General features: G+C 27.4%; 20 protein-coding genes. 15 read left to right on the forward strand and 5 right to left on the reverse strand.

Annotation, left to right across the window (positions count from 1 at the left end):
• Positions 1-54: 54 nt before the first annotated feature.
• Positions 55-1836, forward strand: coding sequence for a UvrD-helicase domain-containing protein (locus ACTG48_RS06960; protein ID WP_044213098.1), 1782 nt, complete (start codon positions 55-57; stop codon positions 1834-1836).
• Between the two features lie 84 nt (positions 1837-1920).
• Here the strand turns inward: ACTG48_RS06960 and lepB are convergent, their stop codons facing one another.
• Together lepB and ACTG48_RS06970 are read right to left on the reverse strand one after the other, a co-directional pair.
• Positions 1921-2451, reverse strand: coding sequence for a signal peptidase I (lepB, locus tag ACTG48_RS06965; RefSeq protein ID WP_021384074.1), 531 nt, complete (start codon positions 2449-2451; stop codon positions 1921-1923).
• A gap of 39 nt (positions 2452-2490) precedes the next feature.
• The gene (locus ACTG48_RS06970) at positions 2491-3315 is read right to left on the reverse strand and encodes an undecaprenyl-diphosphate phosphatase (RefSeq protein ID WP_044213099.1); all 825 of its coding nucleotides are present in this window, start codon (positions 3313-3315) and stop codon (positions 2491-2493) included.
• Positions 3316-3571: 256 nt separating this feature from the next.
• Here ACTG48_RS06970 and ACTG48_RS06975 point away from each other — a divergent pair, with 256 nt between their 5' ends.
• The 3 genes from ACTG48_RS06975 to ACTG48_RS06985 all read left to right on the forward strand — a co-directional run bounded on the left by ACTG48_RS06975 (position 3572) and on the right by ACTG48_RS06985 (position 6833).
• Positions 3572-4480 (forward strand): tyrosine-type recombinase/integrase, encoded by a 909-nt coding sequence (locus ACTG48_RS06975; RefSeq protein ID WP_479918423.1) that lies wholly within the window; start codon positions 3572-3574, stop codon positions 4478-4480.
• Between the two features lie 143 nt (positions 4481-4623).
• Positions 4624-6069, forward strand: coding sequence for an adenylosuccinate lyase (gene purB, locus ACTG48_RS06980; RefSeq protein ID WP_021384089.1), 1446 nt, complete (start codon positions 4624-4626; stop codon positions 6067-6069).
• Between the two features lie 311 nt (positions 6070-6380).
• Entirely contained in the window at positions 6381-6833 is a 453-nt protein-coding gene (locus ACTG48_RS06985) for a MarR family winged helix-turn-helix transcriptional regulator (protein WP_021384084.1), read from the forward strand.
• 82 nt (positions 6834-6915) lie between these two features.
• On the opposite strand, the gene ACTG48_RS06990 is transcribed toward ACTG48_RS06985, so the two are convergent.
• The gene (locus ACTG48_RS06990; RefSeq protein ID WP_021384092.1) at positions 6916-8112 is read right to left on the reverse strand and encodes a pyridoxal phosphate-dependent aminotransferase; all 1197 of its coding nucleotides are present in this window, start codon (positions 8110-8112) and stop codon (positions 6916-6918) included.
• 385 nt (positions 8113-8497) lie between these two features.
• On the opposite strand from ACTG48_RS06990, the gene galT reads away from it, so the two are divergent.
• Positions 8498-9448 (forward strand): galactose-1-phosphate uridylyltransferase, encoded by a 951-nt coding sequence (galT, locus tag ACTG48_RS06995; protein ID WP_479918424.1) that lies wholly within the window; start codon positions 8498-8500, stop codon positions 9446-9448.
• A gap of 134 nt (positions 9449-9582) precedes the next feature.
• Positions 9583-10335 (forward strand): exodeoxyribonuclease III, encoded by a 753-nt coding sequence (locus ACTG48_RS07000; RefSeq protein WP_479918425.1) that lies wholly within the window; start codon positions 9583-9585, stop codon positions 10333-10335.
• A 90-nt stretch (positions 10336-10425) separates the two neighbouring features.
• On the opposite strand, the gene ACTG48_RS07005 is transcribed toward ACTG48_RS07000, so the two are convergent.
• Positions 10426-11202, reverse strand: a complete 777-nt coding sequence (locus tag ACTG48_RS07005; protein ID WP_479918426.1) for a 3'-5' exonuclease — start codon at positions 11200-11202, stop codon at positions 10426-10428.
• A gap of 312 nt (positions 11203-11514) precedes the next feature.
• Between ACTG48_RS07005 and ACTG48_RS07010 the strand changes: the two genes are divergently transcribed.
• Positions 11515-13413 (forward strand): type I glutamate--ammonia ligase, encoded by a 1899-nt coding sequence (locus ACTG48_RS07010; protein ID WP_479918427.1) that lies wholly within the window; start codon positions 11515-11517, stop codon positions 13411-13413.
• A 132-nt stretch (positions 13414-13545) separates the two neighbouring features.
• Here the strand turns inward: ACTG48_RS07010 and ACTG48_RS07015 are convergent, their stop codons facing one another.
• Complete coding sequence (locus ACTG48_RS07015; protein WP_479918428.1) at positions 13546-14676, reverse strand: MGDG synthase family glycosyltransferase; 1131 nt, start codon at positions 14674-14676, stop codon at positions 13546-13548.
• A gap of 189 nt (positions 14677-14865) precedes the next feature.
• On the opposite strand from ACTG48_RS07015, the gene ACTG48_RS07020 reads away from it, so the two are divergent.
• From ACTG48_RS07020 to ACTG48_RS07055, 8 genes are all read left to right on the forward strand, one after another.
• Positions 14866-15198, forward strand: coding sequence for a PadR family transcriptional regulator (locus tag ACTG48_RS07020; protein ID WP_009889116.1), 333 nt, complete (start codon positions 14866-14868; stop codon positions 15196-15198).
• The gene (locus ACTG48_RS07025) at positions 15185-16111 is read left to right on the forward strand and encodes an HAAS signaling domain-containing protein (RefSeq protein WP_044213103.1); all 927 of its coding nucleotides are present in this window, start codon (positions 15185-15187) and stop codon (positions 16109-16111) included. The genes ACTG48_RS07020 and ACTG48_RS07025 overlap by 14 nt, the downstream gene beginning before the upstream one ends.
• Positions 16104-17192 (forward strand): DUF4097 family beta strand repeat-containing protein, encoded by a 1089-nt coding sequence (locus tag ACTG48_RS07030; protein WP_479918429.1) that lies wholly within the window; start codon positions 16104-16106, stop codon positions 17190-17192. Before ACTG48_RS07025 ends, ACTG48_RS07030 begins: the two co-directional genes overlap by 8 nt.
• Positions 17193-17293: 101 nt before the next feature.
• Entirely contained in the window at positions 17294-17830 is a 537-nt protein-coding gene (locus ACTG48_RS07035) for a hypothetical protein (RefSeq protein ID WP_021384093.1), read from the forward strand.
• A gap of 121 nt (positions 17831-17951) precedes the next feature.
• A complete protein-coding gene (locus ACTG48_RS07040; RefSeq protein WP_479918430.1) occupies positions 17952-18659 on the forward strand; it encodes a lantibiotic protection ABC transporter ATP-binding protein in 708 nt (235 codons plus the stop codon).
• Between the two features lies 1 nt (position 18660).
• Positions 18661-19380: a lantibiotic immunity ABC transporter MutE/EpiE family permease subunit gene (locus ACTG48_RS07045; protein ID WP_479918431.1), complete on the forward strand. Its 720-nt coding sequence runs from the start codon at positions 18661-18663 to the stop codon at positions 19378-19380.
• A gap of 1 nt (position 19381) precedes the next feature.
• Complete coding sequence (locus ACTG48_RS07050; protein WP_167640035.1) at positions 19382-20152, forward strand: lantibiotic immunity ABC transporter MutG family permease subunit; 771 nt, start codon at positions 19382-19384, stop codon at positions 20150-20152.
• A gap of 126 nt (positions 20153-20278) precedes the next feature.
• The gene (locus ACTG48_RS07055; RefSeq protein ID WP_479918777.1) at positions 20279-21670 is read left to right on the forward strand and encodes a sensor histidine kinase; all 1392 of its coding nucleotides are present in this window, start codon (positions 20279-20281) and stop codon (positions 21668-21670) included.
• Positions 21671-21728 lie beyond the last annotated feature (58 nt).

The raw sequence follows: 21728 nt of genomic DNA on the forward strand, positions 1-21728 counted from the left end.
TAAAAATATAGTTCAAAATGGTATAATTAAGTATAACAGAAGGAGGTAATGTAAGTGAGCCAATACATAAATATAAACTCTCAGTTAGACGCCCTAAAATTGAAGGAATTCGAGAAACTATTTTACGAAGATATCAATGAGGACGTTAAAGTAGTGCCAAAAGTTACTCCTTTTAAAGGAATAAATACTGATTTGTTGTATGTTAAAGATGGAAAAATTTTATTTATAAAATTTATGGATACAACAGAAGATATATTTTTTATTTTGGAAGAAGAGTTACTTGAAGTTATGAATGAGGAATATGAGCTTTTGAAACTAAAAATGGGACAAAAGAATAGAAATATAAGCTATAATTACGTTTACATTATGCCATATGTTGAAGTAGAAGAAGCATATGAGTTTGGAGAATTTGTTAATAATAATATAATAGATAAAAATAAGCTTCAGGATATAATGAATAAAGGTTCACTAGAGGAATATCTTAGTGAAAAAAATGATGAAATAAATTTAAATTTATTTTTATTAGATATATGTTCAGAGTACTATATAATAAATGATAAACTACATCTAAATGAAAAATTTAAAAAGATTTCTTTCTATAATGATGACTATAAGTATACAGCAACTATGATGGAAGAGGTTCAAATTAAAGATGCTATTTCTATTAAATACGGGAATACACTTATTGAAGGTGGTTCCGGTATAGGAAAGACAGCAATTATGCTTTCAAGAGCTATAAAACTAGCAAAAGTATATCCACATCATAAATTAATCATATTTACACATACAAAGCAATTATGCAATGAGCTTCGAGAAAGAATAGAGCTATTGTATAAAGATAATAATAATTTAGAAGTCCATACATTTAGTTCTTTTATATTTAAACTCGCTAAAAAATACAACTTAATTGTAGACTATAACATGTTAAAAAATGATTATGAAAAAACTTTTAATAATCTAGTAAAACAAGCACAGAACATTATAAAAAATAAAAATATGTTCAAAGCTATTTTTGTTGATGAAGCAGAAAGCTTTTTAGATTATGAGATAGATTTTATAAGAGAGTTTTTATATAAAACAAAATTTATATTTAATGTATGTTCTTGTAATTCTTTGAATATCTCTAATAGATTAAATATATTTAAAACCTTATATAGCAGTATAGAGTTTGATGATAAGATTATTCTAAGTAAAAATTATAGACAAGCCAAAGAGATTGTCGATTTTACGAATAAATTTTCAAATAATTCTAACTCATATATTAATGAATTAAGGCCAAGTACAAAGTTTAATACTTTTTTTAATACTGAAGCACTTAGAAGTGGTAATAAGTCTGTTGATATAATAAAGGTAAGTGACCTTGATGACCAAATAAGTTCTGTAATATGGGAAATTGAGTACTTAATAAGTAAAAAAGGTCTTGATTATTCTGAAGTTGCTATTGTATATCCTTACAATAAGAAAAAATTAAAAAGTGGAAAAACTATTTACTTCCAATACATGCTAAAAAAAGCATTGGAAGAAGCAAAAATTCCTTATATATGTGCAGAAGATAACCTAACAAATATAAGTAAGAAGGTAGGAACTACAATAGCAAATATATATTCTATAAAGAATTTAGAATATAAAGCAGTGATAATATGTGAGTTAGAAATGTTATATAATCAAACTATAAATGATACAGAGCAAGATTACCAAGTAAATGACTTTGTAGGAGATTTGAATAAGGTTTATTTAGCTATGAGTAGAGCAACTGATTATTTAAGCATAGTAACGACTTTTAATGAAGATGCAAGTGATATAATAAGAATTATCACAGAATCAAAAGAGAGCTAGTAAAAGAATGTATTTTTTATATAAGTAAATTAAAAGAGACTGAGATGTGTAAAATGAATTTTACCAATCCAGTCTCTTATTTTTCTAATCTACTTTTCCAATATTATCAAAAGGTAATAGTCTTACCATAACCTTACCAAGAATTTCATCCTCATCAACCATACCTACATCAGGAAATCTACTGTCATTACTGTTTTCTCTATTATCTCCCATTGCAAATAGCTTACCTTTTGGAACAACTGTATCTATATCTCCAGAAGTATAATTATTGTGTATATATGGTTCATTTAATAATTTTCCATTTACATATACCTTGGAGTTTGATATTTTTATACTGTCACCTTCAGTAGCTATAACTCTTTTTATTAAGTCTTTTTTCTTTCCTGTATCTCCATCAACTAAATTGGTTTTAAAAACAACAATATCACCTTTCTCAGGTTTACCAACCTTGTAAGATATTCTATTTAAGATTAGATAGTCTTTATCGTCTAAAGTGGGATACATTGATTCTCCACTGACGATAGAAGGTCTTATAAATTGTAGAATTACAAATGCAAGTACAATAGCCATAGCTATTGACTTAGCCCAATCAAATATTTCTTTTTTAACACTCATAACTTTTCTCCTTATCATTTGTCTTTAAATTAGAATAAATTAGAATAGAAAGAAATAAGCAAGAACAATTATACCCAAGACTATTCTATAATAACCAAATACTTTGAAGTCATGTTTTTTGATATAGTCCATAAAAAATTTAATAACTACAATTGAAACAATAAATGCTACTACAGAACCAACACCTAAAATAAGCCATTCAAATCCACTAAATCCAAATCCAGCTTTTAGAAGCTTCAATGCACTAGCTCCAAGCATTGTAGGGATAGCTAAGAAGAATGAAAATTCTGCTGCTACATATCTAGAAGCACCAAGCAACACTGCACCTATTATAGTTGAACCAGATCTAGATGTACCTGGTATAAGAGCTAGACATTGGAATAATCCTATACAAAGAGCTAACTTATATGTAACTTGCGAAAAATCTTTATACTTAGGTCTTTTATTTCTCTTTTCAAGCCCTATCATTATTATACCATACACAATAAGAGCAATAGCAACTACTGTTGAATTGAAGAATAATCTATCTATATCGTCTTCAAACAGTATTCCAATAACTCCAGATGGTATAACTGCAATTATAACCTTAAGCCATAAGCGAACTGTTTCTTTTTTCTGTTTAATATTCTTTGAGCTATCAAAAGGGTTTAACTTTTTAAAAAATATAACAAGTACCGCTAATATTGAACCAAATTGAATTACAACCAAAAATGTACTTATAAATGTATCTGAAAAATTCAATTTTATAAACTCATCAACTAATATCATATGCCCTGTACTACTTACTGGTAGCCATTCTGTGATTCCTTGAACTATTCCTAAAATGACTGCCTTAAAAACTTCAAGCAAACTAAATGTTTCCAAACCAAAATACCTCCAATACAAATTTATAGTAGCATATTTTATTCAGATTTTAACAAAAAAATGCCACCTTTTACTAACTTATAATACCATAGTACTGTGTAGTGCACAATGGAAGATTGATATTTTCATAAAACCTTCATAATTTAACAAAGTGAAGTTAAAACCTATCTATTGAATAAGGGGTATATTTGAAGGGGAAATATATGGTATAGTAAAAGTATAACCATTTTATTTTATGAGAAGGAAAGGAGTTATTATGTATAGCACAAAAATACTAGATGATTATGAGTACGAAACCTTTAATGTTTTTTCTACAAAATTAAACCCAAACACAAAACACGATTATTTATCAAAGGTTATACTGTTTAAAGAGTTCTTAAAAGGGAAAGAATTGATTTATGTTACAAAAGAAGATTGTAAAAATTTTGTAGACTATATACAGACAAAATATGCAAAATCAACTTGTGAAAAGATATATAGTTATTTACATAGTTTTTATAACTTCTTAAAGAAAGAGGGATATATAGATATAAATCAATTTAGATATGTAGAGAAACCAACAGTAACAAGAATAAAAACAAAAGATGATGTCCTAAGCATACAAGAAATAAATAAGCTTATAGGTATTTTACCAAAATTAAATATAAGAGATAGGGTAATAATAGTCTGTCTAGTTACTACTGGGTGTTTATTAAATGAATTAGTTAGCTTGAAGTGGAAAGACCTTATGGTAGATGAAAACGATAACTCGTACGTGAGACTAGGTAAAGGAAGAAAAGAGAGAGTAGTTAAGTTACATCCATACTTCTTTAAACTTTTAGAAGACTATAGGAATTATTCTGGACTTCCAGAGGTAATAATACCTAGTGATGACTTTATTTTTACAACTCAAAAGAGTAATTCTATAACGGATAGAAATGTCAGACTTATAGTCAAAAAAGCTTTAGATTTAGCAGGGCTTTCTCAATATTCAGCAAGAGACTTTAGACATTCATTTGCAGCAATAAGTTTAAGACTTGGGGCGGATGAGAGTGATGTAAAAAATCAACTTGGTTGGAGTGACAAATACTATGCAATTAGATATAAATATGTATTAAACTTTGTTGATAGTGAGATAGTGGATTACTTAATTGAAAAAGATAATTTAGACATAAATAAAAAATAGTAATAAATAAAAAATATTATATGTAAATATGAACGAAAAATAAAAAAGTCTTGTTATAGTTCGTAAAATTATATATAATTATTTATGTACTAATATGTACACACTAATTACATGACAAAAGATTTAAGGAAGGTGCTAATATAATGATAGATAATAAATACACTACGTATTCAAATCCACTTACAGACAGATATTGTAGCAAGGATATGAGTTATATATTTTCTCCACAATTTAAATTTTCTACATGGAGAAGATTATGGGTTGCTCTTGCAGAAGGTGAGCATGAGTTAGGAATAAATATAACTGAAGAACAATTAGATGAGCTAAGAGCTAATATAGATAATATAAATTTTGATGAAGCTAGAAAAATAGAAAAAGAAGTAAGACATGATGTAATGTCTCATGTAAAAGCGTATGGTTTACAATGTGAAAAGGCAAAAGGAATAATACATTTAGGAGCGACATCTGCATATGTTGGAGACAATACAGATGTTATACAAATGAATGAAGCGTTAAAACTTCTAAGAGTAAAACTTGTCAACTTAATAAACAATTTAAAAGAATTTGCACTTAAGTATAAGGACATGCCAGCTCTTGGATTTACACATTTTCAAGCAGCACAGCTTACAACAGTAGGTAAAAGAGCTTGTTTATGGGCTCAAGACTTAATACTTGATTTGGAAGATTTGAACTATAGAATTGATAATATGAAATTAAGAGGAGTTAAAGGAACTACTGGTACTCAAGCAAGTTTTTTAAGCTTATTTGAAGGAGACCATGAAAAAGTAAAAGAGTTAGATAAGAAAATCTGTAAAAAGATGGGATATAATTCTTCTTATGCAGTAAGTGGGCAAACATATACTAGAAAATTAGACTATCAAGTGATAAGTATATTGTCAGGAATAGCTCAAAGTATGCATAAGATGACTAATGATATAAGACTTTTACAAAGTTTAAAAGAATTAGAAGAGCCATTTGAAAAAAATCAAATAGGTTCATCAGCAATGGCTTATAAGAGAAATCCAATGAGAAGTGAGAGAATAGCATCTTTATCTAAATATATAATTTCTGAGTCTTTAAGCCCTGCAATGGTACAAGCTACTCAATGGCTAGAGAGAACATTAGATGATTCAGCTAATAAGAGATTAGCTATACCTCAAGCCTTTATGGCAGCAGATGCAATACTTGAGATAGGTATAAATGTAACTGATGGTTTAGTAGTATACGAGAATATGATAAATAAACGCGTAAATGAGGAACTTCCCTTTATGGCTACAGAAACAATACTTATGGAAGCTGTAAAAAGAGGTGGAGATAGACAGGAATTACATGAGATAATAAGAGAATATTCTATGAAAGCTGCATATAGGGTTAAACATGAAGGTAAGGATAATAATCTAATTGAGCTTATAATTAATGATGATTCATTTAAAATGAGCAAAGAAGAAATATTGTCTATAATGGACCCAAAAAACTTTATAGGTAGAGCACCAGAGCAGGTTGTAGAGTTTGCAAACGAAGTTATAGAACCAGCTATAAAAGATTATAAAGAAGATTTAGGAAAAATAGATGTAGATTTGAGAGTATAGAAGTATACAGATAAAATATAATTAAAAATGGCTATCTTATTTATAAATAAGATAGCCATTTTAATGGGCTAGCGTCTGCTCTCCATCGCTATGAAGAGTTCTTCCTTATTTACTATACCATGAATTAAAGAAAATAGCTATATAAATAGTGTTTAATAAGAATAATATAAATAAAAATAAACAAAATAATAAGATTACTAATTAAATTTAAACATTCAGCAAAAACTATTGTACTTGCAATATTTTTAATGTAAACTGAAATAAAGTTATTTAGATAATTTAATAAATTTTAAAACAACCGAGGTGATTGTATGAACTACGTAGTAAAAGATACCATAAGCTTTCTAGTAAAAACATTTCCTAAGATTTATTCGAGCCTATACTTAGAAGACCTAAAAAAATTTGCACCAGACTATAATGTAAATAAAACACAATTAAGAGCATTAGTATTTATAAAAAACTATGGAGTAATAAGCATGACTGATTTATGCTCTAAGTTAAATATAGAAAAAGGCAGTTTAACTAGTATGGTTGATGATTTAACTGATAAGAAATATGTAACAAGAGAAAGAGACTTAGTTGATAGAAGAAAGTATCTAATTGATATTACTGAAGAAGGAGGCAAGATAGCTTCTGATTTTATGGATAAATTGAGTGATGGTCTAGGAGAAAAGCTTTCTAAATTGACTGAAGAAGATAGAAAAAAGTATTTAGAGGCAATAAATACTCTTCAATATATATTAAATAAAGAAGAATTTAAATAGAAAAAATATCCCCTTTTCAAATAATATATGAAAAGGGGATATTTTATATCATTAAATTTATATAAATTAATATTTTAAGAATTTATTTGTGTAAAGCTACATATTGCTCTAAACCTTCTTTTAATAATGTAGCAGCTCTATGAAGGTCAGTTTCATTTAGGATGTAAGCTAATCTTATTTCGTCACGTCCTAAACCTGGAGTAGCATAGAATCCTTCAGCAGGGCAAACCATAACTGTTTCATTGTTTTTGTTGAATTCTTTTAACATCCAGATTGTGAAATCTTCTGCATTTTCAACTGGTAATTTAGCAACTATATAGAAAGCACCAGTTGGTTTTTTACATATAACACCATCAACTTTCATTAATTCATTGTATAATACATCTCTTCTTTTTTTGTATTCTTCATTAACTTCTTTGAAATAAGAAACTGGAGTTTTGTATAATTCAACAGCTCCTATTTGCTCTAATGTAGGAACACAAAGTCTTCCTTGACATAATTTAAGTATTTGAGCTATAAGACCTTTATTTTTACAAGCTATAGAACCTATTCTAGCACCACAAGCACTGTATCTCTTAGAAACACTGTCTATTATTATAACTCTATCTTGTACACCTTCTAAATTACCACAGCTAGTGTACTCAAGTCCATCATAAACAAACTCTCTGTAAACTTCATCTGCTATTATCCATAAATCTTTTTCTTTAGCTATTTCAGCTAGGATATTAAGTTCTTCTTTTGTATAGATTGCACCAGTTGGATTTCCTGGATTAGAAAGAATTATAGCTTTAGTTTTATCATCTACTTTAGACATTATTTCTTCTTTAGATGGAAGGTGGAAACCGTTTTCTGCTTTTGTTGTAACAGCATTAACTTCTACGTTTACACATTGACCAAATCCATTGTAGTTAGTATAGAATGGCTCTGGAACTAATAGATTGTCACCTGGGTCACAAACTGCCATCATAGTGAAAAGTAAAGCTTCACTACCACCATTAGTTACTAGCAATTCATCTTTTTCAAAATTCATATCATAAGTTTTATAGTAATTTTGAAGTGCTTCTAATAATTCTGGAATACCTTCTGATGTAGCATATTCTAAGACTTCACTATCAAAGTTTTTAACAGCATCAAAAAACCCTTTAGGAGTTTTTATGTCTGGTTGTCCTATGTTTAAGTGATATACTTTGATTCCTCTATCTTTTGCTGCTTGTGCAAATGGAACAAGTTTTCTGATTGGAGAGGCCTGCATTGCACTAACTCTGTTTGAATAATTCATTTTAATACCCCCTATTTAATTTAAATACGTATATTGTATTATGTAAATTGTATGTTTGAATACAAGACATCTTTACAAGATAATAATAACATACTTATAGGTAAAAATCATCAAAAAAAATTAATATAGCTCTAAAATAAACTTTTAACAAATTACAGTGAAATACCTATGTCCATGCCAATAAATTATGTATTAGTAAATTGATTTATTGTAAGATAATGCTTTGATATATTGGCAGTAATATTTTTGTTATAATCTTTTACTTATAGACAAAAATATATAATGATAAATATGTAAATTTATAAAAAATATTATAAATTTATTTAACAGATACGATAAATATCATATAATTATATTAAAGGCTATTAACTAAGAGGTGTTAATTATGAAAGAATTAAGAATAGATCCAATTACTAATGATGTTGTTATATTTGCTACTGATAGATTAAAAAGACCTTTGGATACAGCAGATATACCAAATGAAGATGAAGAAAGCAATGGATATGAAGAAGGATGCCCATTTTGTAAGGGAAATGAGTCTTATGCAACTGATACATTATTTGAAATAGAGGGTGAAGAAGGATGGCTTGTGAAGTCTATTTATAATAAATTTCCTATAATTGATGATGTGGCAAGAGATGTATATGGTGTTCATGAAGTAATGATAGAGAGTGATAAACATAATAGTAATTTTTATAACATGAATCAAAAAGAATTTGAAGATGTTTTTTTTATGTATAGAGATAGGTTTAGAGAAATGTCGAAAGATGACAGAGTAGAGTATGTTAGTATCTTTAAAAATTTCTTGAGAAAAGCTGGTGCATCTTTAATGCATCCACATGCTCAGATATTGTCTATGTCTTTTATTCCTCCTGAGATTACAAATGAGTTACTAGTTTCAAAAGAGTATTATGATAGTAATAATAGCTCTTTGTATGATGATTTAATCGAAAATGAAATAAATTTAAATACAAGAGTTGTTTATAATGGAGAAGCTTTTATAGTACTTATTCCATATGCAACTAAATATAGCGGAGAAGTAAGAGTAATATTTAAAGATAAAATAAAATTTGATGAGTTAAATGATAATAATGTAAAAGAACTCTCTATGATATTTGAAAAGTTATTTAAAAAACTATATAATATCAATGGATATATGCCATTTAACTTATGTGTTCATACTCATCCAACAAATATTGAAACAAAATCATATTTTAATGTTCATATGCATATAATCCCAAGAAAATATAATTTTGGAGGATTTGAACTTGGAACAAACATGTATGTTTCTTCAATAATCCCTGAAGAGTTAGCAAAAAAATTAAAAATTGATTAAAATATATATTTTTAAGGTATTAAGTAAATAGTAATTTTTAGATAAAGTTATAGTGTTAAATTGTTAAAACAAAAACAAAAACAAAAACAAATGAAAAATTAAAAGAAATTTACTGTTTAGATGAGGAGTATAATATGAAATTTATATCATGGAATGTCAATGGAATAAGAGCTTGTGTTGGGAAAGGATTTTTAGACTTTTTCAAAGAAGTTGATGCAGATATATTTTGCTTACAAGAAACTAAATTACAAGAAGGACAAATAGAGTTAGATTTACCAGGGTATTTTCAATACTGGAATTATGCTGAGAGAAAAGGGTATTCAGGTACTGCTATATTTACAAAAAAAGAGCCTTTAAAAGTAATGTATGGAATAAATATAGAAGAACATGACAAAGAAGGTAGAGTCATAACTCTGGAGTTTGAAGATTTTTATTTTATCACTGTATATACACCAAATTCTCAATCTGAGTTGAAAAGATTAGAATATAGAACTAGATGGGAAGATGACTTCATAGACTATTTAGTTAAATTAGACAATCATAAGCCTGTAATTGTATGTGGAGATATGAATGTTGCTCATACTGAAATAGATTTAAAAAATCCTAAAAATAATACGAAAAATGCAGGTTTTACGAAAGAAGAAAGAGAAAAATTCTCTAAACTATTAGATAGTGGATTTATAGACACATATAGATACTTTAATCCTGATAAAGAAGGTGTCTATAGTTGGTGGTCATATAGATTTAATGCAAGAAAAAATAATGCAGGATGGAGAATCGATTATTTTTGTGCATCTAAGAAATTAGAAGATAAATTGATAAGTGCAGATATTCACACCGAAGTATTAGGTTCAGACCATTGTCCAGTTGAATTAGAGATAAAATAAAGATTAATCAGGATAAAAATTGGGCTGTAGATATACATTTAAAAATAATTATATTTTAATCTACATGCCTATTTTTAACCTAAGTAAGCTTTATTTGTTTTTTCTTTGAGTGGCATTTTCTAATGCAAATTGATTTGTTTTTCCCATGTTATAAGCTAAGTTAATGATTTTTTTCTCGTCCTTAGTCAATTCACGATTTAAAATTTTCTTAAATTCATCAAATAACTTATCATAATCAATTCTCTTTTTACTGGAATATTTTATAGTTTTAGGTCTGATGTTTGTATACATATATATATCTGGTACTATACTTGGATTGTATATCTTAATAAAGACCTTAGCAGTATAATATGCATCATTTAAAGCATTGTGATAAGACATTTTTTCATCGAGTTGTAATAAGGAAATAGCATTTTGTAATCCAATACTTTTTCCTGCTGGATTATCGAAATATTTAGATGCATGTTGTTGAATATTAATATAAGACTTAGGTAAGGTATTTGATGCTAGCTTATGGTAATTAATATTCCTGTACAATTCCTTTAAATCTCCAGAGCCCCATACGCATAATATAGGGTCTTGCGATGATATAAATTCTGTGAAATTGTTGTAAACTTCAGGAAAAGTAGGTGAACAATTAAAGTCAGAATCTTTAATATTAGTCATACGACTAATAAAAGGATGTATTTCTTTGTATATTGTAGGTTTCACATAACTATTAAATGTATCTATTATATTAAATTTAGAATCCAATTTAATTGCTCCTATTTGTATGATTTCAAAAGGACACTTTTCATTGGATATAGTCTTGTTAAGCTTTCTATCAAATCCTTGATTAAATTCCAAATCGAAAATTATGTATTCCATAAAGTTTATCTCCTAAATTTTATTATTATTGCTATTATAGATTATATTATAAGACAAATTAAATTTTTAAACAAAAATACTTTTATTTTAGTATACCCCATATTTATAAAAATGTTAAACTATTGTATGGAGAATATTTTTTCCAATAAAAAATATTGCGAACTTTTTGTACTTGATATATAATAATATAAATAAAAACACGAATAAAACACGAATATTTTGCAAGAAAAATTCATAAATGTAAGCAAAAATGAATTTTATCTTGTATTTAACAAAATAAAATTTACATAAAAATTATGGGAGAGTGAAAAAATGGATAGTCTATTATATGTAATAGAGAAAGATAAACATACTAATGAAGAAATAAGAGAAATCCTAAAAAACAATAAAAATATAAGATTTGTTTCATTAATGGGGGTTGACTTAGGAGGAAATGCAACAGACGAAAAGATTCCTGTAGAAATATTTTTAGAAGATATAGATAAATTTTTAGAATCAGCTATACAGACTGATGGTTCAAGTGTTGAACTTTATAATATAGCGACATTAAATAATGCAAAAGTTGATTTAATGCCAGATAAAAGTTGTCATTGGTATGTAGATTACAATATGGAATATATAGACGAAGAAGTTGGTTTACCTGTTGGAACATTAAAGATACCTGCATTTTTAATACATGATAATAAAAAAGTATGTTCAAGAGGAGTACTTCAAAAAGCAGATAAGTATTTCAAAAAATCTATGTTTGAGATATTTAAAGAATACCCACATGTGCTAAATAACATAGGAATAGATTCAATAGATGATATAGAAGAAATAATGTTGACAGCAGCTACAGAGCTTGAGTTTTGGGTTAATACTCCTGAGGATAAAGCAGACCTAGAGAAATTATATGTATCACAAAGCCTAAAAGAGCAATACTGGAAAAGAACTCATGGTATTATAAGAACTTGCCTAGAGCAAAGTTTAATAATACTTCAAAAACTAGGTGTAAGCCCTGAAATGGCTCATAAAGAGGTTGGAGGGATACAAAGTTCTATTAGTATAGATGGAAGAACAAACCATGCTATGGAGCAACTAGAGGTTTCTTGGAAGTTTTCTACACCACTACAAGCAGCAGATAATGAGTTATTAGTAAGAGACGTTATAGAAGATGTATTTACATCACATGGACTAGAAGTTACATTTAAAGCAAAACCAATTCATGGAGTTGCAGGAAGTGGTGGGCATACACATGTAGGAGTAAGTGCAAGGCTAAAAGATGGAAGTATCAAAAACCTATTTGCTCCAAAAGATTTAAGAGAAGACTATCTAAGTGAATTAGGATATGGAGCTCTTATGGGACTTCTTTATAATTATGAAGTGTTAAATCCAATTGTAACAGCTTCTAATGATGGATTTAATAGATTAGTTCCTGGATTTGAGGCACCTGTATGTATAGTTACATCTTTAGGTCATAGTTATGAGATTCCATCAAGAAATAGGTCAGTACTTGTTGGATTAATAAGAGACATGAAAAATCCAAAGACTGTAAGATTTGAATTAAGATCACCAAGTCCTCTATCTAACACGTATTTAGTAATAGCAGGATGTTATCAAACAATGTTAGATGGTATAAAAGCAGCAGCTAAGAGTGGTCTTAGCACAAAAGAACTTGAAAAAGAATTGTCTAAAAATGTAGGTGAAGAAGGCTTCTATTTAGAAAAGGATAGAGCATATAGAGATGAAAATGATGTATTTGAGCATTATAGCTTAGAAGAAAGAAATGCAAGATTTGGAATTCCACCAGCTACAGTTTATGAGAATATGAAAAATTTAGAAATATATGCTTCAAAATTAAAATCTTTAAAACAAGGTGATGTATTTACTGATAGTATAATAGAATCATTTAAGGTTGGGGCAATAGATAAGTGGCAAAAAAAATTAAAAACTAGAATAATAGAAGCAGGAATACAAAAGATAAGAAGCATTGTAAAAATACACACAAAAGAAAATATGGATGCACTTGATGAAGTGGTTTGGAATTCAATTTCAGATTTGAAGTTCAACATTATGAAGGATACTTTAACTAGAGAGTCTCTATTTACTAGAGTAAGAGAAGCTGTAGAAAATAAAGATTATCAGACTGCTTCTGATTTACAAATAGAGTTAAAGAGAAGTATGGAAGAAATACAACAATTATATATGCAATACAAGAAAAATATCTACTAAGATAAATTAATAATTTGATTTTAATATTATAAAGGCAATCGAGTATGATTAGGTCATTTGGAGTAAAATCTCAAATACGAAAGCATACTTGATTGCCTTTGGTTTTATAATTTTAAGTTTTGTAATAGAACACTAATTGTAATGAGTATCTATCAATTCCGAGATATAATCAGCAATTTCATCTGGATGAATGACTGTTTTAAATTCTTCTAAATTTTTCTGCATAAAGTTTATTATAGAATCAAATTCATTTGAGACTAATTTATAAAATATATTCTTGAGGTCTAAGTCATCACTATAAATCATTCCAAGACCTTTATCTATTATAAATTTAGCGTTTTCAATCTCTTGTCCAACCTTTGGCATTTTTACAAGGACTGGAGTTTGTGATTGAATAGCTTCAAATATGGTTGCTCCTCCAGGTTTAGTTAACATTAGGTCACATTCTTTTATCAGATTATACATGTCATTTACAAATCCAAGTACTTTTATATTTTTTAAAGGTTTTTTATAAGTTAATGTGTCATATAATTTTTTGTTTTTACCTGTAACTATTGTAATTTCTATAGAATCAATATGTTCTTCAATAAATTCGTCTATCCAATGCATAAAATCCTCATCTATATCGAATAGACCTCTTCCTCCTCCAAGAAGTAGTAATCTATATTTATCATGACAGAGCTCTTTACTTTCAATTTGAAATCTCTTATCTACAGGAACACCTGTAACCTTTATTGAGTCTGGATTTATTCCCTTCTGAAAAAATCGGTTTTTTATTTCAGGAGATGGAACAAAATATAAATCTGTGTTTTCAAAAACCCACTCCATACTATCTACAACATCTGTTATAACTGTAAGTGTTGGTATATTTATATCAGGATTTTTTATCTTAAAATTATTTACACAAGCTGCTGCTAGTGGAAATGTAGAGATAATTAAATCTGGATTTATATCAGAAATATACTCAGAAAGTTTAGGTGTATATAATTTATGAGAGAAATCATGTCTTGAATCAAACGATTTCTTAAAGTAATAATAGTAATTATATAATCCTGGAGTATATTTTGTATTGTTTTCATAAAGTTTTACCATAGGCTTATTCATCATAGGGATACTTGCATTTATAAAATTTTGTACAACAACATTGTAGTTACTATATTTTTCAATAATACATTCTTTGACTGCTTTTGCGGCACTTATATGGCCAGCACCAAATTGAGCAGTTAAGATTAATATCGTTTTATCTTCTTTTGTTTTAGCCAATTTATCACCACTTTCATAAAATATATCTGATTAGAGTATTATACATTTATAGAAGGATTTAATCAACAAGAATATTTAAAAATAACTATTGTGTAAAACATAGTACTGTGTTATTATGAAAATATAAGAAGTTTTAACATAGTACCTTGTAAAACACAATACTGTGTATTTAAAGAAAGGATGGAGTATATGAACACACAATTTAGAAAGGGTGTTTTAGAAATTTGTGTACTTGCACTAATATCTAAAAAAGATATGTACGGATATGAAATAGTACATAATATCTCTAAAGTGATAGATGTAAATGAAGGAACAATATATCCTATTCTAAGAAGACTTACAAAAGATTTGTATTTCGAAACATATATACTAGAATCTAATGAAGGTCCTGCTAGAAAATACTATAGAATAACTTCACTAGGAAAAGAAAACTTATCCAATCTTATGGAAGAGTGGAGAGAGTTTGTAAAGGCTGTTGAGATTTTAATAAGTGAAGATGAGGGAGGTAATGAACTTGAATAAAACTGAGTTTCTTGAAATTTTAAAGGATTATCTAAAAAAAGATTTTTCTGAGAGCGAAGTTAATGATATATTGAGAGATTATGAAGAGTATTTTGTAGATGGTATTATAGAGGGAAAGAGTGACATGGAGATAATAGCATCACTTGGCTCACCAAAATCTATAGCAAGAGAACTTATATTACAAACTAAAGAAAAAGACACTGAAGAGGAAAAAATAATAAATACTGATGTTTTAAATGATAAATTTAGTAAATTTAAATCAGATATGAAAAAAGGCTATTCTATCTTAAAAGATGAAGCCAAAGAAAAGTACAATAAATCAAAGGAAAATATAAATGATAAACTCACACCAAGTATAGAAGAAAGTGTTGGAGGCTTATCTAGACAAGTTATAAAGGCGTTATTAGTAGTATTATCTTTATTCTTGATTATTCCAGCTTTTGCATTTATATGTGCAGTTATATCTGTTGCCATTGGATTGGTGTGTACATTGATTGCTTTTGTTATATCAATTCCATTTGTGATTAAGTTTATAACAATGGTTCCAGATGTTACGATGTTTTGTATATTTGCGACTATAGGATTTGTAGGACTTGAAATACTTGCATGGCAAATTTTACTGTTTGTTATAAAATTAGGTAAACAATTGCTAGGTAGCTATATAAATTGGATAAAGAGAAAAAATATTTATATAAATGCAAATGAAAAGATGGAAAAAAGAAATAAAGAAATTTTAAGAGAAGAAGACTTGGATAAAGATATTGATGAAGATTCATATAGTGATGACTATTATAATATAAAAGAAGAAAGTATCAAAAAAACTGACGACTATGATGATAATATAAACTTTGAGGCGATGTATAAGGACCTTGAAGATATAGATGATAAGAAAGGAGAAGATAAACATGAATAAGAAACTTGCCATATTTGCTGCAGTTTTATTGGTAATAGGTATAATTGGAACAACCTGGTCAGGGATTTTAGTTATGCCAAGCTTAATAAACTTTGGGCTAGAAAAGGAAGCTGAATTTAAAAAAGAAAATAAACTTTATCAAGAAAAAGTAAATATTGACAAGTTGGATATAGCTGTTGACAATATAAATGTTACGATAAAGAAACATGCGAGTGAAGATGTGCGTGTTACAACAAAAGGAAATAATGAATTTTACAAGTATAATGTTACTTTAAAAGACAAAACTTTAGTTATAAAAGGTGAAAGAAAATATGAAAATCAACTTAAAAGGATTAAAAATTTCGACCAATTACTAAATACATCTATAAATAATATGTTTTCACATGATTATAGAGAGCTTGTAATATATGTACCAAATAATGTAGATATAAATGCATCAAGTATAAGTTCATATTTATTCGTATATGATAATGTAGCTTCAAATAATATAACATATAAAACTTCTTATGGAGGTTTTAGCAGAGCTATAACAGAAAATAATGTAAATAAACTGGAAACTTTGAATTTAATATCTAATAGTAATATTGACTTATCAACAAAGTCAATTTTAGGTGTCAAAAATGTAAATATAGAATCAGAATCATTAGACATATCTTCAGAAGATGAAGATGTATTTATCAATAATATAGAAGAGTATATACCTGAAAATGTAAATATAAATGAAAAAATAAGTAGAAATTCACATTATAATAATGAATTTAATTTATATTCTAATTTGCCAATTGCTAAGCATTTAAATATACAAGTTCCAAATTCTAAGGTAAGTCTTAATTTACCAGTGGATAAGTATAAATTTAATTGTGATATAAAGTCAAAAGAAGTAATCGAAGAATTCAATAATGATGAAGAGTATAGTAGTGATGAAGAATATAGTAACGATTCGTCTGATTATGAACATGGTGAAGGACATAGTAACAAATACAAAGACATTAGAGAAATAAAAGGGCTTTTGAATAAAAATATGTCGAATTTAGAACAAGAATATACTATAAAAATAAATTCAAATCGATTAGAACTGTAAATAATTTACTATAATAATTGATAAATTGATTTAAAAGTATAAAAATATAATCTATACTATGGTATAATAAGTATCGAAAGAGAATTAGGAGAGGGATACTTATGAATAAAATAGCAGTAAGTTTTTTAATAATTGCTACTACTTTATCGAGTACAGCATGTATGGATTATAACATCAGCACAGTTGAATTGGTTGACTCTAAAGAGTCAGCAGTTGTAAAGAAGGATGAGGTTGTAAAAGAAGAAGCAACTAGTAAAATGATTAATCCTAAGACTACTACTAAAATACCTATAGAGATAATTTCAAAAGATGAGAAAATAGTAAAATACTTACAGATTGATGAAGAAAGTACACTTAAAGATAAACTACAATTAATCTTAGATACATTATCAAATGAGTATTTTAATGGCTTAGATATGGAAGTGGAAGTCAAGGAAAAAGACAATCTCGTTAAAATAAGTTTAGTAGAACCAGATGAAAAAAGTAGGGTATCTTGGAAAGACGATTATTTAAATGAACAAAATATAAAATACACTATAAACAATATTATAAAAAATGTCATCCAAGAGGAAGATGATAGTATCTGGATTGAAGAAGTAGAAATATACTATAATGGAAAATTAATAGAGTTAATATAAAAAATGATGTGTTTAAAAACACATCATTTTTTTTATTAATTTTTAATCCTTATAAAATCCTTATATTTATGTTTTAGAATGATTCTTGTAAACAAGTTCAATAAAAGAAAGGATGAAAATCATGAGTAATTATATTTTAGAGTTAAGGGGAGTTACTAAAAAGTTTAAGAATGAGGTTGCAGTTGATAATATTTCAATAAAAATTAGACCTAATTCTATTTATGGGTTATTAGGACCAAATGGAGCTGGCAAGTCTACTTTATTAAAAATAATAACTGGAATTTTAAATCCAACTTCAGGAAAAATAATGTTAGAGGGACATAGATGGACTAGAAAAGATTTAGCATATATTGGTTCTCTTATTGAGTCTCCTGCTATATATGAAAATTTAACAGCAAGAGAAAATTTAAAAGTTCATACTACTTTATTAGGTCTACCAGATTCTCGTATTGAAGAAGTATTAAAAATTGTTGATTTAAGAGATACTTTTAAAAAGCGTTCAGGTCAATTTTCTCTAGGTATGAAGCAACGTCTTGGCATTGCTATTGCATTATTAAATCACCCAAAGCTTTTAATCTTAGATGAGCCTACAAATGGTCTTGACCCTATTGGTATTGAAGAGCTTAGAGAATTGATTCGTTCTTTTCCAAAGGAAGGAATTACAGTTATTTTATCAAGCCATATTTTATCTGAAGTTGAACAGGTTGTAGATGAAATAGGAATAATTTCTAATGGAGTAATAGGTTATCAAGGAAAGATATCAAAAGAGCAAAACTTAGAAGAGCTCTTTATGAAAGTAGTAGCTGAAAATAGAAAGAGAGGAAATTAATATGGAAAAATTCGTTAGAGCAGAATTTCAAAAAATGAAAAGAACTTTTGGAATTAGATTGATATGGATAGCCCCAGTATTTTCTATAATTATTGTATTTTTATTTGGTGGAGGACAAAATGGTGTTTACAATTGGTGGTATACTATGTTTCTTCCAGGGGCATTAACATTGATTTCTTCCCTAATAGTACAAAAAGATGAAAAAAAGAAGTATCGTGGTATTTTATCATTACCAATTGAAAAAAAAGATGTTTGGACTGGAAAAATACTTTATTGCATTATATGCTGTTTTATAACATCAATTATTTTTATGATAGGTATAGTTCTTGTTGGGATAGTATATAAGGAAGTTATTTCAATAAGTCAAAATATTATTGGAACCATATTATTAGTTTTATTATTTATGTGGCAGATTCCTCTTTGTATGTTTTTAGCTTCAAAATTTGGTTTGTTTGTTACAATTATAATAAACATGTTTTTTACTATGATTGGAGTTGCAGTTTTTTCGACTACAGAAATATGGTATATATTCCCCTATTCAATTACTCCAAGATTGATGGCTCCTGTATTACATATTCTACCAAATGGACTTCCTGTACCAGAAGGAAGTGAGTTTTTAAATAGTAATGTAATTTTGCCAGGAGTGTTAATATCTATTGTTTTATTTATAGTGCTTTCTTTAGCTACAAATGCTTGGTTTAATAATAGAGAGGTGAAGTAATATGGAACAACTAGTAAGAATTTTTTTTTCTGATTTAATAAAATTAAAGCGAACTTTTATAATACTAATGCACTTTTGCATTGCTTTGATAGGTATGGGATTGTGTTTAGGATATTATAAGTATTCAAGTGCTGATGATATATCAAAGATAGCTGCATATTTACAAGTTATAGCAATAGCGTTTCCTTTATTATCAAGTATTATGTGTTCATTATGTATTGAACAAGAATATTATTCAGGAAGTTATAAACATATGTTAACATCATCTAATCCAAAATATCTTACACTTATAAGTAAGTATATAATATTGATATGCCTTGGTTTTGGAGCAACACTAGTATCTGTATTAGGTTTTAAATTTGGTGTATCTAGTATTTCTAATGAGGTTTATTTTACATTAGATTTTTATGTGATTTCAATTCTGATTTTAGTTGGGAGTAATTTATTTGTATATATATTACATTTATTCTTAAGTTTAAGATTCGGAAAGGGAGCCTCAATTGGAGTGGGTATAGTAGAAACTTTACTCTCAGCAGTGTTGTTAACTGGATTAGGTGCTAGAATTTGGCCTTATATTCCTTGTGTATGGGGTGTTAGATTTATAAGTATTTGGTCATCTTTTTCAAGTTCTAAGACAATTGAATATATTAAAGTTGAATCATTTAAAGAATATCAATCAATAGGATTAGTATGTGGATTTGTAACCATTTTAGCATTTATAATTTTATGTATATGGTTTTCTAAATGGGAGGGTAAAAAGTCTGAAGAATAAAAATAAAAAAGTTACTATTTACTCATATTATTATGTTAGAATATAGCTTAGTGATAAAAATAATCAAATCAAAAGCTAGTTTGTAATTAACTATAAACTAATTAAAGTTTGGAGGATGTGGTGAGGATACTTGTAGGTAAAAAGTCTAATAATAAAAAGATTGTAACACTTAGAACCGTTTTTGTAAGATATTTATCTTTATTCTTTGCTATAACCGTTGTCTTAGTATCTATATTGATATTATCATTTCCTATATTATTATCATTAAATATAATATTACCTGCTAATTATACAGAAAAACAAATCTATGAAAATAAAGATAAGATTATTTCAAGTAAACAAGTAACTAAAGATTTAATTCCAGAGTCGTGTGAGTATGGAGTGTATACTTTAAATGGCAAAGTAATTTCAGGAACTTTCAATAAAGATGAGTCAAAAGAAGTATGGGATTTGATGCGAGGTTTTGAAAGAAGGACGATCAAGTCATCAAAAAACTATATCAAATTGTCCAGAGATAATGAAGTTTGTATAATACGTTATAGTATAGTAGTAGAATTTGTTTCTCCAAATTTAAGGACATATTTACCAAAGCCAGAACTATTAGGAATGATTATTTTTAGTATAATATTTCTTATTGAAATTATTATACTATCAAAATTATTTGGCAAAAAATTAAATGCTGAAATGGAACTTTTAAAAAATACTACAGAAAAAATAGAACAGCAGGATTTAGATTTTGTTGTAGAATCTAGTAAAATTTGTGAAATCAATAATGTTCTTTTTTCTATGGATAAAATGAAGTCAGCTTTAAAAGATTCTTTAGAAAAACAGTGGATGTTAGAAGAGAATCGTAAGGAGCAGATATCTGCATTAGCACATGATATAAAAACACCATTGACTATTATACATGGAAATACTGATTTATTAATTGAAATAAATGAAAATCCAGAGTTATCAGAGTACATGGAATATATAGCAAAAGGTGTTACCCAAATAGAAAAATATATTAATACACTAATAGACATATCAAAAAAAGAGGCTGGTTATATATTAAATAAAGAAGTAATTAATGTAAGTGAATTTATAGAAGATATCTTGATTCAAATAGAAGCATTAGCTAGTACACAAAACTTAAATGTTGAGTTTTCTAAACAAGATGATTTGCCTAAGAATATAACTGTAGATAAAGAATTATTATTTAGAGCTATTATGAATGTAATTTCAAATGCTATAGACTACTCACCAAGCCAGAGTAAACTATACATAAGTGTATCAACAAGCAATAGATACTTAAAATTTGTAATTACAGATTGTGGAAGTGGCTTTTCTAAAGCAGATTTGTCAAAAGCTACAGAACAATTTTATACAGGTGATTTGAGTAGAAATTCTAAATCTCATTATGGAATGGGTCTATATATTGTAAATAATATTGTACAAAAACATAATGGAATTTTACATATTGAAAACTCTATAAAAACTGGTGGTGCTATGGTAACAATTGAAATACCAATGGTTTAATAAATAATATCCATTTTGTAAATACCTAAATTTTGTAGTTTATAGGTATTTATAAAAT

It is taken from the genome of Clostridioides sp. LIBA-6822, from assembly GCF_056688955.1.

Coding starts and splice junctions, on each gene's coding strand:
- lepB (WP_021384074.1), bottom strand. CDS start 2,451: ATGAGTGTTAAAAAAGAAATATTTGATTGGGCTAAGTCAATAGCTATG.
- ACTG48_RS06975 (WP_479918423.1), top strand. CDS start 3,572: ATGTATAGCACAAAAATACTAGATGATTATGAGTACGAAACCTTTAAT.
- purB (WP_021384089.1), top strand. CDS start 4,624: ATGATAGATAATAAATACACTACGTATTCAAATCCACTTACAGACAGA.
- ACTG48_RS06985 (WP_021384084.1), top strand. CDS start 6,381: ATGAACTACGTAGTAAAAGATACCATAAGCTTTCTAGTAAAAACATTT.
- ACTG48_RS06990 (WP_021384092.1), bottom strand. CDS start 8,112: ATGAATTATTCAAACAGAGTTAGTGCAATGCAGGCCTCTCCAATCAGA.
- galT (WP_479918424.1), top strand. CDS start 8,498: ATGAAAGAATTAAGAATAGATCCAATTACTAATGATGTTGTTATATTT.
- ACTG48_RS07000 (WP_479918425.1), top strand. CDS start 9,583: ATGAAATTTATATCATGGAATGTCAATGGAATAAGAGCTTGTGTTGGG.
- ACTG48_RS07005 (WP_479918426.1), bottom strand. CDS start 11,202: ATGGAATACATAATTTTCGATTTGGAATTTAATCAAGGATTTGATAGA.
- ACTG48_RS07010 (WP_479918427.1), top strand. CDS start 11,515: ATGGATAGTCTATTATATGTAATAGAGAAAGATAAACATACTAATGAA.
- ACTG48_RS07020 (WP_009889116.1), top strand. CDS start 14,866: ATGAACACACAATTTAGAAAGGGTGTTTTAGAAATTTGTGTACTTGCA.
- ACTG48_RS07025 (WP_044213103.1), top strand. CDS start 15,185: ATGAACTTGAATAAAACTGAGTTTCTTGAAATTTTAAAGGATTATCTA.
- ACTG48_RS07030 (WP_479918429.1), top strand. CDS start 16,104: ATGAATAAGAAACTTGCCATATTTGCTGCAGTTTTATTGGTAATAGGT.
- ACTG48_RS07035 (WP_021384093.1), top strand. CDS start 17,294: ATGAATAAAATAGCAGTAAGTTTTTTAATAATTGCTACTACTTTATCG.
- ACTG48_RS07040 (WP_479918430.1), top strand. CDS start 17,952: ATGAGTAATTATATTTTAGAGTTAAGGGGAGTTACTAAAAAGTTTAAG.
- ACTG48_RS07045 (WP_479918431.1), top strand. CDS start 18,661: ATGGAAAAATTCGTTAGAGCAGAATTTCAAAAAATGAAAAGAACTTTT.
- ACTG48_RS07050 (WP_167640035.1), top strand. CDS start 19,382: ATGGAACAACTAGTAAGAATTTTTTTTTCTGATTTAATAAAATTAAAG.